The sequence below is a fragment of the Oceanicaulis sp. genome (assembly GCF_051859625.1).
Classification (GTDB): domain Bacteria; phylum Pseudomonadota; class Alphaproteobacteria; order Caulobacterales; family Maricaulaceae; genus Oceanicaulis.
Genome location: NZ_JBHYFH010000002.1, coordinates 57,549 through 71,145 on the forward strand (window position 1 = coordinate 57,549; position 13,597 = coordinate 71,145).

Genomic DNA, 13,597 nt, shown 5'->3' on the forward strand with positions numbered 1-13,597 from the left:
AAGGTCTAATGGTCGCGTTTGCGGCCTGTCTGCAGGCTGCAGTGACGCTCAGGGGAGGGCGGACCAGTATGCGCAATCACTCATATTCTGTGATCATGATCACAGCCTTGAGCGCTGCACTGGCGTGTGCAGGGGGTTGCGCTGCGCCCTCAGCGTCTGATCAATCTGGCGCGCAGGAGCACCCCATGGCGGACCGGGTCAACTACATCGTCTCGCTCGAAGACGGACCGGGCGACATCTCGACGCCGGAAGGCGTCGAGCGCGCACGACGAAGCCTTGATCAGCTCCGCGAGCAAGTCCTGTCTGACGTCTTCGGCGCAGACGGGTATGTCGCGGCGGCAGACGGCCATGCTGACCTGCCTCGCTCTGGCCAGAGTTTTATTTCGGCCTATGCTTTTGAAGTGAGGCTGACAGCGGATGAAGCCCGGCGCCTGGCCCGGCATGATGCGGTTCGCACCCTCCAGGAAGATGTTCCCGCACGCCCGATGGGCGCTCGGTCAGACGGCTAGAGGCTTGATTGAATGACCTTTCATAAAACCCTTTTGATCACCGCAGCGCTCGGTTTGGTCGCTTGCCTCGCTGCAACGTCGCCTGTTCTGGCCCAGACAGCCGAGACCGGGGCTGGCGTCCAGGCGCTCGATGGGGCGGTCAGCGCCCGTGCGGTGAGCCGGCTGCAGTCGGGCGAGCGCACATCCGTCATCGTCATTTTGAACGTCTCACAGGATGAAACCTTGCTGGCGGGCGAGCCGGGGTTCGCCGGTCAGATGATGCGTCAGCAGATCGACGATATGCGCCGCGCCGTGACCGCACGCGTGTTTGCGCGAAACGCTGAAAGCATTGGGCGGCAAGACGCGGTCGAGGGGTATGAAGCCTTTGAGCTGACGCCTGGCTTTACCATTATGGCCAATGCTCGGGAAATCGCGGAGCTGCGTGCGAATCCTGATGTGGCGCACGTATACGACAACGTCCCCATGCGCCCGATGACGGACACCTCGGTTCAGCAGGTCGGCGCTCCTGCCCTGTGGGCTCGGGGGTATTCTGGCTTCGGTGTGGCGGTCGCTGTTCTGGACACGGGGGTGGAGAAAGACCATCCCATGATCGGCCCCGCCATCACCGCCAGCGCGTGTTACAACACAACCATCACCGGTGAGTCCTCGTCACTTTGCCCGAACGGGCAGGATGTCCAGACTGACTTGACCTCCGCCGAGGCGGGGGATGCCTGCGTTGAAGATAATTTTGATTCTGAGAACGGAATTGACGGCTGCTTTCATGGCACGCACGTGGCTTCGACAGTGGCCGGGCGTCAGCTGAACCTCTCCTCGGGCCGCACGGTTTCGGGCGTAGCGCGAAGCGCAAGCATTGTCGCGGTCAATGTTTTCAGCCGGTTCGAGCCTGCGGAATGCGTCGAGGATGGCGAGCCTCTCGAGGGGCCGTGCACGCTCTCTTATACGTCTGATCAGATTGCGGCTCTGGACTGGCTTTATCTCAATCGCGACACGCTCAATCTGGGCGCGGTGAATATGAGCCTGGGCGGCTCGACGGCGAATGCGTCTCCCTGCACGAGCAGCTCATATGATCGCACAATGGGCGCTCTCAACGATGCTGGGATCGCCGTGGTCGTCGCCGCTGGCAATGACGGATTCGCGAACGGATTGAGCTCTCCGGCCTGTATTCGCAGCGCCATTTCCGTCGGTGCGGTGGATGATAGCGATGAGGTCCCGTCCTTCTCAAACGATGCAGACTATCTGGACCTTCTGGCGCCAGGTGTAGACATTTACGCCGCTTTTGGCTCTGAAGAGCCCGCGCCCGGGCAGAACTGCGTCATCAACAACGCAACGCCGAATTCTGAGGGATTCTGTCACTGGTTCTCCTCTTCAAACGGCACCTCCATGGCCACCCCGCATGTGGCGGGCGCCATGGCGTTGCTGAGAGACGCATTCCCGAACGCCAGCGTCGCCGATTTTCTCGAAGCGCTGAAAGTCACAGGTGAGCCTGTGATGGATGTGGCGACCCAGCGTGTTCATGCCCGCATTCAGGTGGATGCCGCTTTTACGTTTCTGAACGAGGGCGCTGGCGTGGTGAATTCCGTCAGTCTGAGTGATCTGATGCGCTATGACGCCCGCAACACCACCAGCGCCGTCTCTTCGTTCAACACGGCTGTCCGCGGCCTGAACAACGCCAGTTTCCAGGCGCGCACCGTTCGCGTCATCTCCAAGCCGAGCTGGCTGACCACGGAGTTCTTTTCCGGATCGGGCGCGCCGTCCGGTTCGCCTGTTTCAACAACGGCTCTGACCCTGTCGGCGAATGGAGCCGGGCAGCTGCGCCTGAGCATCGCCGATAACGGCCTGAACGACGCGTTCAATTCCGGCGAGCTGGTGCTTGGCGTCGATGGGGCAAGCACGCGTATCCGTATGAAAGCGACAGCCTTTGTAGCGACTGCGCTTAATGCGAACCAGGAAACCGTCCGCTTTGGTCCGTTTGAGTGGGTCAGCGACGTCGATCAGGGCACGTCCAGCATATTCCGTGTGGTCGGCCTGAACACCGCCATACCCAGCGCCGTCAGCGCGGATATCGAGCGCTGGGGCGACGCCGCAGGGCAGTCCGTGAGCAACGCGTCCATACGCTGTGATTTCAACGTTCGAGCCAATCGTTATTCGGGCAATGAGTACATTATCGGCGGGTCAGATTTCGTTGATTGCGCCCGGTTTGATCGCGGCGACCTGTATATTGATGTGACCGTGGAGTCCGCCGATGCGAGCAGCGTGCGCATGCGCCGTTTCCTGTTCAATTCCAACGGCGGCATCACGGACGCCGCGTTTGACCCTTCAGGGGGGCAGGGGGCGGCGACCAGCGGGACGTCCGGCGTCCGGGTTCGGTCCGTTGCAGGACCTTCAAGCGTGACCTTTGAGAGGGCGGCGGATTTGCAGCCCACCCCGGAAAGCGACAATTCTGCGCCGCAAGCGACTGTCCAGGCGGACTATGGCCCGTTTGAATGGACCTATGACGCCAACGGCGCCCTGCGCAGCGAGTTTCGTCTGACGCCGGTGCTGCAAGGGGACGCCCTGACGATAGACGTGGCGATCGCGAACGCGTCCCAGTCAGGGTATGCAGGCGCGTTTTCTGATTGCCGGCTGACCATCCGGTCCAATCGGCGCAGCGAGAACGATTTCCTGATCTTGCCCGAGGACCTGGCTGATTGTGGCGCTTTCGGACGTGCCGATCTCACCTTCCGGGTGACCGCAGACGATAGCCGCGTCAATTATTCGCCCGGCGACATCGACAATATGCGCATGCAGCGCCTGATCCGTCAGGCCAGCGGTTCGCTGACTGATTTTCATATCGACGCTCAATCCAGCGCCGGCGTGGTCCCCGTGAACATTGGCGGCGGTGTGGGGCAGGTCAGCGTGGGGCCGTTTGAATGGACGGGTGACAGCACGGCGGCGACCTCCAACCAGTTCCGCATCGCCGGCATCGCGAATGGCGCGGTGACCCGCATAGACGTCTCCATCGCCAACGCCACGGCCAATGGCTATTCGGGCACGACGGCCGATTGTTCTCTGGCGATCCGGCCTCAGCGTGCAGGTGCGAACGATTATCTGATCCTGCGCGAAGACCTCGCTGATTGCGGAGCGTTCGGCCGGGGGGATCTGACTTTCACGGTCCAGGCCTCTCTGGCGAACATGGCGAGCCGGATCAAGATTCGGCGCATCGCCTTTGGCGCTCAGGGCGATATCACCGATTTCGGGTTTGACGCCGAGAGCGGACAGGGCGTGAGCCCGACCGCCATTTCCGGTGGCCGCGAAGAAGTGGTGTTCGGGCCCTTTGAATGGGTGGGCGACGCCCATGCGGGCACGAAAGGCGTGTTCCGGATCACGGGCATCAATGGCGGACTGCCAGACTCCATCGAGGTGGCGATCGCCAATGCTGCGGGCGGCAATGGCCAGTTCACCGGCGCCTATTCAGATTGTTCCATCACCCTTCGCTCCAACCGGGCGGGACGCAATGAGTATGTGATCGGAGCCGCCGATTTCGTGGATTGCGGCAATTTCAGTCGCGGCGATCTCAGCTTCCGCATCCGCGCCGACGCAGCGGTGCTGGCGGACACCGTCCGCATGCGCCGCTTCGCAGTCACCACCGCCGGCGGCCTGACCGATTTCGGCTTTGACAACGAATAGCTGAGACGCACACCTGACAGGTGCAACGACGCGGCTCCTGCCTTGGGGGCCGCGTTTTTGTGTCAGGCGAGACTTTATCCTCTGAAACGCCCCGATATTCATGCCTAAGGCGCTGATATTCATCTGTCAGTCGCGCCCCGACTTTCCAAGACTGCGCTCAAGGACGTACGGTTGGCGTACGCATTGAGCGGAGACGGTTATGACATTCGGCGAGTATCTGAGAGCCCAACGAGAACAAAAGGGGTGGACCCAGCCCGAAGCCGCGGCCAAGGCCGAGATCGAACAGTCTTATCTGTCCAAGCTGGAGACGGGGAAGTCTTTCCCATCTCAGGACGTGTTTGAGCGGCTGGCGGCGACCTATGGCTTTGACGCCGAAGCCGTGGCCCGGACCCTGGATGCGCAAAGCCTGAAGGATCTGCGCGAAGTGGCGCAGGTTCGCTCCGCCATCATCACCCTCCAGACGCGCAGTACGCGCCTGGCGCGCAGCTGGCTGGCGGCGGGGGTGGCCAGCGTGTTTCTGGGCGGAGCGTCTTTGGGGCTTTTCAGCCTGGCTGAGGACGACGAACACACCGTCTATCATTACACGTCGCCGGGCGTGATCGCGCCGGGTGAGGACATGAACGTCTACTCCATTCTGGATCGCAGCTTGCGGCCGGATCTCGGCGAAGACCGACCCGAAGAGGCCGCCGCTCGAGCGCTGCAAATCGCCATGATGGAGCGAGCCGATCCGCAAGCGCGGGTCAGTCAGGACATGCATGCAAACGGCTATCTGGAGCGCGTGGAGGGCGGACAACGCTTTTTCAGGCCTGTGGACTCTGAACGGGTGATCACCCCGTCGCCGCTGCGCTGGTTCCTGGCGCCGGCGGTCATGTTCCTGTTGGGCGCGCTGGGCTGTTTCTTCGTCAGCTTTCGCTGGAAATAGCCCAGCCCTGTTTCGTCTCTGACACCATCAAACCTAAGGAGGTCGCCATGTCCGTATGGAAATGGCTGGGAGCGGCGTGTGCGCTGTTCGGGGCGGCGCCGTCTTGGTCTGTTCCCTACGCCCCTGCGCCCTTGTCGGTTCGGATTGGGTCCTATGTTCAGGCGTCAATGGCTGAGGGCGCCACGCCGGGCGTCGTGTGGGTCTTTCAAGGCGGCGTGCCGGTCTATGAGGGCTATCACGGCGCCCTGGACCGGCGATCAGGCGTTTCTCTCCAAGACGATACCCTGTTTGATATTGGGTCTTTGACCAAGTCGTTCACGGCTGCGGCGGTGTTGCGTCTGGTGGAGCAGGGAGAGGTGGCGCTGGATGACCCGCTGGCGCGCTATTTCCCGGAAACGCCTGAGGACAAGGCAGGCATCACGATCCACCAGCTGTTGACGCATAGCTCGGGCGTGTCGGACGAGACCGGCGCTTTCGAGGGACGCGACTCCGATCCCTACCTCTCCGACGCTGATTTCCTGGCGCCGCTCTGGGCCAGTCCGCTCAATCGGTCGCCGGGTAGCGGCTATGAGTACTCGAACGCCGGCTATTCTTTGCTCGCCATGGTGATCGAGCGCGCCACGGGGGAGGGATATGAAACCGCTCTGCGCCGGTTGGTTCTGGAACCAGCCGGGCTGACCCAGACCGGGTATCGGTTGATGAACTGGTCCGCCCGGAACGCCGCGCGCGGATATGATGACTTTTACGCGGACCCGAATCGCGCAGACCGGGGCTTGTTTTATCTCGAGCGTTGGCGGAACGAGCCGGTCTCATACCGCTTGCTGGGCAATGGCGGGCTCCATTCAACGCCCGCCGATATGCGCCGCTGGATGATGGCGCTTACCGCTGGCGACGTGCTCAACACGGACTCGCTGGCTCTGTTGCAGGCGCCATTGATGCAGGTTGATGCCCCCTATCCGCCGTCCTTCACGCATTACAGTTACGGGTGGGGCGTGGGCGCCCGCCCGTCTGGCGAGCCCTGGATGAGCCATGCAGGAAGCAATGGCGTCTTCTTCGTCAGCGTTCAGTACGGCCCGCGCTCAGACACTTTGATCCTTCATATGACCAACGCCGCGCGTGGATCTGTCGGCCGCATGGGATATGAGATCGCGCGCATGATGGATGATCCGCGCTATGTCCCTGATCCGGTGCATGGAGGACCTGTGCGGCTAGTGCTGGCCTTCACGGCGGCGCACGCCCCGGAGAGAATCAATCAGCTTCCTGACTATCTGGCGTCGCGCCTGGGAGGTTCGGCGCCGGCGCCCTGGGTGCTGAACCGCGCGGGGCTGCACCAGATAGAACGGGGGCAAGGGGCATGGGGGCTGGCGCTGCTGGAGCTCAATGCCGAGCTGTATCCCGGAAACGGTAATCTGCAGGACAGTCTGGCGTATGCCTATGAGCAAACCGGGAGGCATGACCTGGCTCTCCGACATTACCGGCAGGCTTTGACCTTGGGTCTGGGCGAGGAGGACTGCTATTGGTGTTCCAATACTCAAGAAGCGCTGGACCGGTTGGCCTCGTCAGAATGAAAAGGGACGCCTTATGCTCAAGCTCAGCTGGACCGATATTGAAGCCCTGTCCGCCAACATCGCCGATCAGCTGATCGAGCGGCATGGCCCGATTGATCCCGACACGGTGCTGGTGGGCGTGGCGCGGGGCGGGCTGATCCCCGCTGCGCTGGTGGCCCACCGGCTGGGCTTGCGCAAGATGACCTCTCTGGGCCTGATGTCCTATGCGGACGGCGTTGAGGGCGCGCAGGGGCGGATGCAGGCCTATGGCGCGGCGCCAGAGAGCGCGGCCATCGTGATCGACGACATCATTGATTCCGGTCGGACCCTGGAAGCCGTCCGGGCGCGCTATCCCGACGCCATCGTGGCGGCGCTGGTGGACAAGACCGGCGGCGCGCCAGGCGTCGTCATCGGGCGTCAGACGCCGGCCGATGAATGGGTGGAGTTCCCTTGGGAAGCCATCGGCGCTCTGTAGCGTCGCGTTCTGCGCCTCTTGTCTGATGAGCCTGTCGCCTCACATTGAAGAGAGCAAGCTGGCGGGCGCTCTAATGCGCCCCATATCCGTGTGAGAGGCTGAGGAGATCGTGATGACGACTGACCCCAAATGGGCCCGCACGCCGGACGCGCTGGCGCGGCTGACCCCTGAACAGCGTTATGTCACTCAAGAGAGCGGAACGGAGCGCCCGTTCACTGGCGCGCTGCTGGATGAAAAACGCGACGGGATTTTCGTGGATATCGTGTCGGGCGAACCCTTGTTCGCTTCGGCTGACAAGTATGAATCGGGCTGTGGCTGGCCCAGCTTCACCCGGCCCATCACGCCCGAGGCGCTGGATGAGTTGCGCGACGACACGCACGGCATGGTCCGCACGGAAGTGCGCTCCACCCATGCCGACAGTCATCTGGGCCATGTCTTTCCGGACGGCCCGGAAGAGGCGGGAGGCTTGCGGTACTGCATCAACTCCGCGGCGCTGCGCTTTATTCCGCTCGAAGAGATGGAGGCGGAAGGCTATGGCGAGTATATCGATTTCGTGAAAGCTGGCCGTAAGGAGGCCTAGTCATGGTTGAGACCACCGAACGCGCCCTGCTGGCGGGCGGCTGCTTCTGGGGCATGCAGGATCTGATCCGGCGTCGTCCCGGCGTGATCTCCACGCGCGTGGGTTACAGCGGCGGCAAGACAGACAATCCCACCTATGACACGGTGAAGACCGGCCAGACCGGCCACGCAGAATCCATCGAGATCGTGTTTGATCCGGCCCAGACCAGCTATCGCGAGATGCTGGAGCTGTTCTTCCAGATCCATGATCCCACCACCGTGGACCGTCAGGGCAATGATATCGGCGACCAGTACCGATCCGCGATTTTCTATCTGAACGACACGCAAAAGGCGGTCGCGGAAGATACGATTGCCGACGTGAACGCGTCAGGCCTGTGGCCCGGACAGGTGGTGACGCAAGTGGTTCCCGCCGGTGAATTCTGGGAGGCGGAAGACTTCCACCAGGATTATCTTGAGCGCTATCCCAATGGCTATACCTGCCATTTCCCGCGCCCCGACTGGGTCTTGCCCAAGCGGAACGCCGGCGCCGCGTAAGCCAAAACGCCTGATGCTGACAAACCCCGTCTCCTTTGGGAGGCGGGGTTTTGTTTATCCGCCTGTGGCTTGCCGCCAGAAGAACAGCACCACCGCGCCCTGGATAAAGAGTGGGATGGCGAAGCTGGCGCCGCCGAACAGGGCGGCGACCCCCAGCAGCAAAAACCGGGTCGGCAGGCGCATCATCATGCGCGAGCGTTCGCCCGCCGTGGCGTAGCGCGAGGTGATCACTTCGGTCATGTCTGTGAAGCCGCCGCGCAACAGCACGACGAACAGCCAGATCACGCATGCGACCCACACCCAGATCATGATGCGGATCCAGGTGGAGAACCCCTCGGCGGCCATCACCGCATTCCAGTCAATGTCCATGACGGTCCCGCGCGTGAGGGTCAGCCGCGCGCCCAGTGCGCCATGGCCTTGATCCCCTCGATCACCCGCCAACAATGCCGGTTCAGAAAGGCTTCGTCGAGCGTTTCGCCTTCTGACAAGGCCCGCAGCGCCAATTCTCCGTCAAAATCCACAAACGCCAGCCGCAGCGACAGCTCGCTCTCGGGGCGTCCGAACGCCGAGCCGGGCAGGGTGGCCACGCCGGTGTCTTCCAGCAGCGCTTCGCAGAGCTGGGAGCTGGTTGTGATCCCACGCGCGTTCAGGGCGCTGCGCAGCGGATCAAAATTGGGGAAGCCGTAAAATCCGCCGCGGATCGGATTGACCTGCGCGCCGGCGCCGGTCAGCTCTGCGGTGACGAATTCCGCTAGAGCGGACAGCACCTGCCGGGAGCGAGTGAGATAGAGCTCCATCTCCGGTCCGCCTTCAAAGGCGAGCTTGGCGGCGTGCTGGATGGGGGCGGAGACCGAGGTGTAGGTCTCGCTCGCCGCGGTCGCCATGGCGTCCTTGAGCCAGCTGAGGGATTTGGGGAAGGCGAAAAAGCCCAGGCGCCAGCCGCCCGCGCCCGCCCATTTCGAAATGCCGTCGGAAATGATGGTGCCGCCGCGATAATAACGCGCGGCGGAGTGGTGCTTGCCGTCAAACTGCACGCCGCCATAGATCTCGTCTGACAAGAGCAGCAGGCGATGCTCGCGCGCGGCTTCCGCGATGCCGAGCATCTGGTCAGGGGTATAGGCCGTGCCGGTCGGATTGCCCGGCGAGTTCAGAATCAAAAGCCGTGGACGATCAGGATCGGCTTCGCACGCCCGGTGCAGCACCTCCGGCGTGACGCCGAGGCCGGTGTCAGGCGCGGTCGGCAGCCAGCGGATCGGGCGGCCGATGATCTGGGCCTGAGGCGCATAGCTGACCCAGGACGGTGTGGGGATGAGAAGGTCGCCATAATAGACCAGCTGCAGCAAGAACATCAGCTCTTTGGAGCCAGGCCCCACCAGAATGTCTTCGGGATCAAAATCGAGCCCCTGGGTGCGTTCAAGATACCGGCAAATGCTTTCGCGCAGGCTGTAGAGCCCCTGAACCGGCAGATAATCCTTCTGGAAGGCGTTGTCGCGCAGCGCCTTCTGCATGATGTCCGGCACGGGGAAGGGGGATTGGCCCAGACCCAGCTTTGACACCTTGCGGCCCTGCTTCATCAAGGCGGCGGAGCGTTCGTTGATCGCCAGTGTCGCGGACAGGCCCAGCCCGCGTATGTTGAGATTGAGCTGCACGGACGGAGCGAAAGTCTGGGGCGCCTGAATGTCTTTGGGGCTCATGAAGCGGCCTTTCTGCTCGGGTCTGAATAAGGATGCAGCCTGTCGTTAGTCATCACCCTGCGCCATACGTAGAGATTCGGGAAGCGCAGGCGCTTTAGCGGTTAAGGAGTTGCTTGCGCCACGCGTTTGCTGCTCTATCGTGCCCTCAAACAGACAGACGAGTCAGGGAGGAGCCGTTCATGCGCGCATTGATCTGCAAGGATTTCGCACCTTACAAAAATCTCACCGTGGAGGAGGCGCCCGAACCGCCTCTGGGTGAAGGCATGGTGATGCTCGACGTCAAGGCGGCGGGCGTGAACTTCCCCGACATCTTGCTGGTCGAGGGCAATTACCAGATGAAGCCGCCGACCCCTTTCGTGCCGGGCATGGAGGCGGCGGGCGTCATCTCCGCGCTGGGCGACAAGGTTCAGGGCGTCAAGGAAGGCGACAGGGTGATCGCGGCGACCATGCTGGGCGCGTTCGCGGAAAAGGTGCCGGTGCATTTCAGTCAGGTCGTGCCGATGCCTGACAGCATGAGCTATGAAGAAGGCGCGGCGCTGACCACGATTTACGGCACCAGCTATCACGCGCTGAAAGACCGGGCGCAGCTGAAAGAGGGTGAGACGGTTCTGGTGCTGGGCGCCGCCGGCGGCGTCGGCATCGCCACGGTCCAACTCGCCAAGGCCATGGGCGCAAAGGTGATCGCGGCTGCGAGTTCTGAAGAGAAGCTGCAGTTCTGCCGCGACAATGGCGCTGACGAGACGATCAATTACACCACCGAAGACCTGAAAGTTCGCGCCAAGGAATTGAGCGGCGGCAAGGGCGTGGATGTTGTCTATGACCCGGTCGGCGGTGATTTCGCCGAGCCTGCGCTGCGGGCGACGGGGTGGAACGGTCGCTATCTGGTGATCGGTTTTGCGTCCGGCCCGATCCCGAAAATTCCGCTCAATCTCGCCCTTCTCAACAGCCGCAACATCCAGGGCGTGTTCTGGGGCGCCTGGGCGGGCCAGAACCCGCGCGCCAATGCGCAAAACCTCAAGGAAATCTTTGATTTCTACGAGGCCGGCAAGATCAAGCCGCAAGTCTCCGCGAGTTACAAACTCGAAGACTACGCCAAGGCGTTCGAAGATCTTCTGGAGCGCCGCGTGAAGGGCAAGGTCGTCCTGACGCCGTAACCTGATCTAGCGTTGATGCTATCCAAAGCTCCCGGGCGAGACTTCGCCCGGGAGCTTTTTCATGAGCGGACAAGGCGGCTTGGTCATTTCAGACGCCCGGTGCACGATGACCTCGGACAGGGGGACTTCATGCGGCATATTCTGATAGCGGTTCTGACGTTGCTTGCCCTGGCGACGAGCGCCCTTGCGCAGACTTCAGACGATCTGGACGCCTTCATTGCGCGTCACATGGCGAGCTCGGGCGCACCGGGCCTGGCTTACGCCTTTGTGGACGGGGAAGGCATCGTCTCTGACGCTTCGGGCGTCATGCGCTCGGGCGAGAACGCGCCGGTCACGCCGCACACCCTGTTTCGCATCGGCTCGGTTACAAAGGGCTTCACCGCGCTCGCCATCGTGCAATTGGCCGAGGCGGGCCACCTGACATTCGACGATGAGGTGGCGAACCATCTGCCTGTGTTTGAAGCGCAGGCGCCGATCACGCTGCGCCAGTTGCTGGGCCATATGAGCGGGTATTCGACAGTTCAGGGGAATGCTGCGGCCTCCGGGCTGACGCTGTCTGAGCGCGGCGTCCAGCTGGCGCAGGACGGCCCCGCCCGGACGCCCGGAACGGGCTGGGCCTATTCCAACGCGAACTATCAAATCCTTGGCGCCGTCATCGAAGCTGTGAGCGGCCAGACTTATCCCGATTATGTTGAAACCAACATTCTGAGGCCAGCGGGCATGCATGACAGCCACGTGCTCAACGGAGAGCCGGTTGAAGGCCTCGCGACCGGTCATCAGCCCTGGTTGTTCGGACGCCGCCCCTATGACACCCATTGGGGAGATGGGGTTCATGCGCCGTCGGGCGGCATCGTTTCAAGCGCTGCTGACATGGCCCTTTATCTGAGCCTGATGCTCAACGGCGAAGACGATCTGGTCTCAGCGGCCAGCAAGGCTGAGATGGTGCGTCCGGCGAGTGAAAGCTCGCCCTATTACGGTCTGGGCTGGGCGCTCGATCCTGAGGGCGGCTACGCGCTTCACACCGGGCTGACGCCAGGGTTTGAGGCGATCGCCTTGCTTGAGCCTGCGCAGCAGCGCGGCGTTGTCGTGCTGATCAACGCCTCGGGCGGTATGGGGTTTGGCGAGGTGCAGCCGCTTCTTTTCGGCGTCACCAATCTGGCGTTGGGCGAACCCTATGAGGCCGGCGTCGGCTGGGGTCCCAGATCGCTCTACCTGTTCGTGCTGTTGACGCCGCTGGCCTATCTCGCGGCCAGCGTCTCGGCTTGGGTCTTGCGGGACGGCCTGCGCGCCAAGTCAGGGCTCGCAGGGGCGTTCAGCCTATGGTTTCCGCTGGTGATGTCCGGCGTGCTGGCGGTCGTTCTGCTGGGCCTGTTGCCGCGCCTGTTCGGGACGACGCTGGGCGGCCTGGCGCTTTACCAGCCTGATTTCGTTCTGTTGCTTCATGCCTGCGTCATCACGAGTGCGATCTGGGCGGCGCTCCGCCTCGTCATCGCTCATACCGGACCACGCGCCTAATCCAGTGCGCGGGGCCTGGGGCGTTCACCGCGCACATGCACCACATCCACGTCCGAGAAGGTGCTGGGGGGCAGGTAATCCTTGCGGAACCAGGGATAGAGGCTGCCGTCGAAAATCTCGCGCAGCCAGTCCAGAACCTTGCGCACGCGCGTCACCCGGCGCTGATCGGGGTGATAGACCATCCACAGGGTGATCGGCACTTCCAGCCCCAGATCCACATGCACCAGATCAGGCTGGACCTTGGCGGCGTAGGTGGGGATCATCGAGATGGCCGTACCCGCGCGCACCGCCTCAACCAGCGCTAGTGAATTATCCGTCGTCAGGGACGGGTTCATCATCTGTTTGATGGCGCTGGCTTCCTTGGGCCAATGGGTTTGCTGCTCGCGATAGCTCACAAGATCCGCGATGCGGTGATTGAGCACGTCCGCGACGCTTTTGGGCGCGCCATAGGTGTCGAGATAGGCGCGCGCGGCGAAGGGCACGTAATGCAGCGTCGCCAATTCGGTCGCCACATGGCTCATCCGTTTGGATTCCGTCATTTGCAGGCTGATATCGCTCTGATCGAGCGCCAGCTCGCCATCCACGCGGGTGTTGATCTCCAGATTGATCAGCGGATTGGCTTCCACAAAGCTCGGCAGCTGACGCGCGATCCAGTATCCGGCCACGCCTTCAGGCGCCGCCAGATGCACTGTGCCGGCGTCGGCGCGGTCCGCCTGGTGGGCGATGCGTTCAATGTCGCCGGCGGTGTTCTGCATGATCTGGACCTGCGCCCAGATGCGCTCGCCGATATCGGTCAGCTCCACACCATCGGCGCCGCGGGTCACCAGACGCGCGCCGATGCGGGTTTCAAGCTGCTCCAGACGCCGACTCACGGTTGGCTGTCCGATACCGAGCTTGCGCCCGGCGCTGCTCATGGATCCAGAGGACACCAGCGCATGAAAAATACGCAGATCGTCCCAGTCAAACAATTGCGGCTTAGTGGTCATGAGCGGGTCCGCTTTG

12 protein-coding genes are annotated in these 13,597 nt (G+C 62.6%); 9 read left to right on the forward strand and 3 right to left on the reverse strand.

Going from position 1 to position 13,597, the window contains the following annotated elements:
- The first annotated feature begins 68 nt into the window (after window positions 1–68).
- From ACTIGF_RS09745 to msrA, 7 genes are all read left to right on the forward strand, one after another.
- The gene (locus tag ACTIGF_RS09745) at window positions 69–509 is read left to right on the forward strand and encodes a hypothetical protein (RefSeq protein WP_439636707.1); all 441 of its coding nucleotides are present in this window, start codon (window positions 69–71) and stop codon (window positions 507–509) included.
- A gap of 12 nt (window positions 510–521) precedes the next feature.
- Window positions 522–4,175 (forward strand): S8 family peptidase, encoded by a 3,654-nt coding sequence (locus ACTIGF_RS09750; protein ID WP_439636708.1) that lies wholly within the window; start codon window positions 522–524, stop codon window positions 4,173–4,175.
- Window positions 4,176–4,374: 199 nt separating this feature from the next.
- Window positions 4,375–5,097: a helix-turn-helix domain-containing protein gene (locus tag ACTIGF_RS09755; RefSeq protein WP_439636709.1), complete on the forward strand. Its 723-nt coding sequence runs from the start codon at window positions 4,375–4,377 to the stop codon at window positions 5,095–5,097.
- 47 nt (window positions 5,098–5,144) lie between these two features.
- On the forward strand, window positions 5,145–6,665 hold the full coding sequence (locus ACTIGF_RS09760; protein ID WP_439636710.1) for a serine hydrolase: 1,521 nt from the start codon (window positions 5,145–5,147) through the stop codon (window positions 6,663–6,665).
- Window positions 6,666–6,678: 13 nt separating this feature from the next.
- Window positions 6,679–7,119 carry a phosphoribosyltransferase gene (locus ACTIGF_RS09765; protein ID WP_439636711.1) on the forward strand — a complete coding sequence of 147 codons (441 nt, stop codon included), beginning with the start codon at window positions 6,679–6,681 and terminating at the stop codon, window positions 7,117–7,119.
- A gap of 112 nt (window positions 7,120–7,231) precedes the next feature.
- Complete coding sequence (gene msrB / locus ACTIGF_RS09770; RefSeq protein WP_439636712.1) at window positions 7,232–7,699, forward strand: peptide-methionine (R)-S-oxide reductase MsrB; 468 nt, start codon at window positions 7,232–7,234, stop codon at window positions 7,697–7,699.
- Between the two features lie 2 nt (window positions 7,700–7,701).
- A complete protein-coding gene (msrA, locus tag ACTIGF_RS09775) occupies window positions 7,702–8,232 on the forward strand; it encodes a peptide-methionine (S)-S-oxide reductase MsrA (RefSeq protein ID WP_439636713.1) in 531 nt (176 codons plus the stop codon).
- A gap of 54 nt (window positions 8,233–8,286) precedes the next feature.
- On the opposite strand, the gene ACTIGF_RS09780 is transcribed toward msrA, so the two are convergent.
- Entirely contained in the window at window positions 8,287–8,601 is a 315-nt protein-coding gene (locus tag ACTIGF_RS09780; RefSeq protein ID WP_439636714.1) for a hypothetical protein, read from the reverse strand.
- 20 nt (window positions 8,602–8,621) lie between these two features.
- Window positions 8,622–9,926 (reverse strand): pyridoxal phosphate-dependent aminotransferase, encoded by a 1,305-nt coding sequence (locus ACTIGF_RS09785; RefSeq protein WP_439636715.1) that lies wholly within the window; start codon window positions 9,924–9,926, stop codon window positions 8,622–8,624.
- A 179-nt stretch (window positions 9,927–10,105) separates the two neighbouring features.
- On the opposite strand from ACTIGF_RS09785, the gene ACTIGF_RS09790 reads away from it, so the two are divergent.
- Together ACTIGF_RS09790 and ACTIGF_RS09795 are read left to right on the forward strand one after the other, a co-directional pair.
- Window positions 10,106–11,080 (forward strand): NADPH:quinone oxidoreductase family protein, encoded by a 975-nt coding sequence (locus ACTIGF_RS09790; RefSeq protein ID WP_439636716.1) that lies wholly within the window; start codon window positions 10,106–10,108, stop codon window positions 11,078–11,080.
- A 129-nt stretch (window positions 11,081–11,209) separates the two neighbouring features.
- A complete protein-coding gene (locus ACTIGF_RS09795; protein WP_439636717.1) occupies window positions 11,210–12,595 on the forward strand; it encodes a serine hydrolase domain-containing protein in 1,386 nt (461 codons plus the stop codon).
- Here ACTIGF_RS09795 and ACTIGF_RS09800 read toward each other — a convergent pair.
- Window positions 12,592–13,581 (reverse strand): LysR family transcriptional regulator, encoded by a 990-nt coding sequence (locus tag ACTIGF_RS09800; RefSeq protein WP_439636718.1) that lies wholly within the window; start codon window positions 13,579–13,581, stop codon window positions 12,592–12,594. The genes ACTIGF_RS09795 and ACTIGF_RS09800 overlap by 4 nt on opposite strands.
- Between the last annotated feature and the right edge of the window lie 16 nt (window positions 13,582–13,597).

What these genes read in the sequence shown, in the direction of transcription:
- ACTIGF_RS09790 (WP_439636716.1), top strand. Translation starts at nt 10,106, where the DNA reads ATGCGCGCATTGATCTGCAAGGATTTCGCACCTTACAAAAATCTCACC.
- ACTIGF_RS09785 (WP_439636715.1), bottom strand. Translation starts at nt 9,926, where the DNA reads ATGAGCCCCAAAGACATTCAGGCGCCCCAGACTTTCGCTCCGTCCGTG.
- msrB (WP_439636712.1), top strand. Translation starts at nt 7,232, where the DNA reads ATGACGACTGACCCCAAATGGGCCCGCACGCCGGACGCGCTGGCGCGG.
- ACTIGF_RS09760 (WP_439636710.1), top strand. Translation starts at nt 5,145, where the DNA reads ATGTCCGTATGGAAATGGCTGGGAGCGGCGTGTGCGCTGTTCGGGGCG.
- ACTIGF_RS09800 (WP_439636718.1), bottom strand. Translation starts at nt 13,581, where the DNA reads ATGACCACTAAGCCGCAATTGTTTGACTGGGACGATCTGCGTATTTTT.
- ACTIGF_RS09795 (WP_439636717.1), top strand. Translation starts at nt 11,210, where the DNA reads ATGCGGCATATTCTGATAGCGGTTCTGACGTTGCTTGCCCTGGCGACG.
- ACTIGF_RS09750 (WP_439636708.1), top strand. Translation starts at nt 522, where the DNA reads ATGACCTTTCATAAAACCCTTTTGATCACCGCAGCGCTCGGTTTGGTC.
- ACTIGF_RS09765 (WP_439636711.1), top strand. Translation starts at nt 6,679, where the DNA reads ATGCTCAAGCTCAGCTGGACCGATATTGAAGCCCTGTCCGCCAACATC.
- ACTIGF_RS09755 (WP_439636709.1), top strand. Translation starts at nt 4,375, where the DNA reads ATGACATTCGGCGAGTATCTGAGAGCCCAACGAGAACAAAAGGGGTGG.
- msrA (WP_439636713.1), top strand. Translation starts at nt 7,702, where the DNA reads ATGGTTGAGACCACCGAACGCGCCCTGCTGGCGGGCGGCTGCTTCTGG.
- ACTIGF_RS09745 (WP_439636707.1), top strand. Translation starts at nt 69, where the DNA reads ATGCGCAATCACTCATATTCTGTGATCATGATCACAGCCTTGAGCGCT.
- ACTIGF_RS09780 (WP_439636714.1), bottom strand. Translation starts at nt 8,601, where the DNA reads ATGGACATTGACTGGAATGCGGTGATGGCCGCCGAGGGGTTCTCCACC.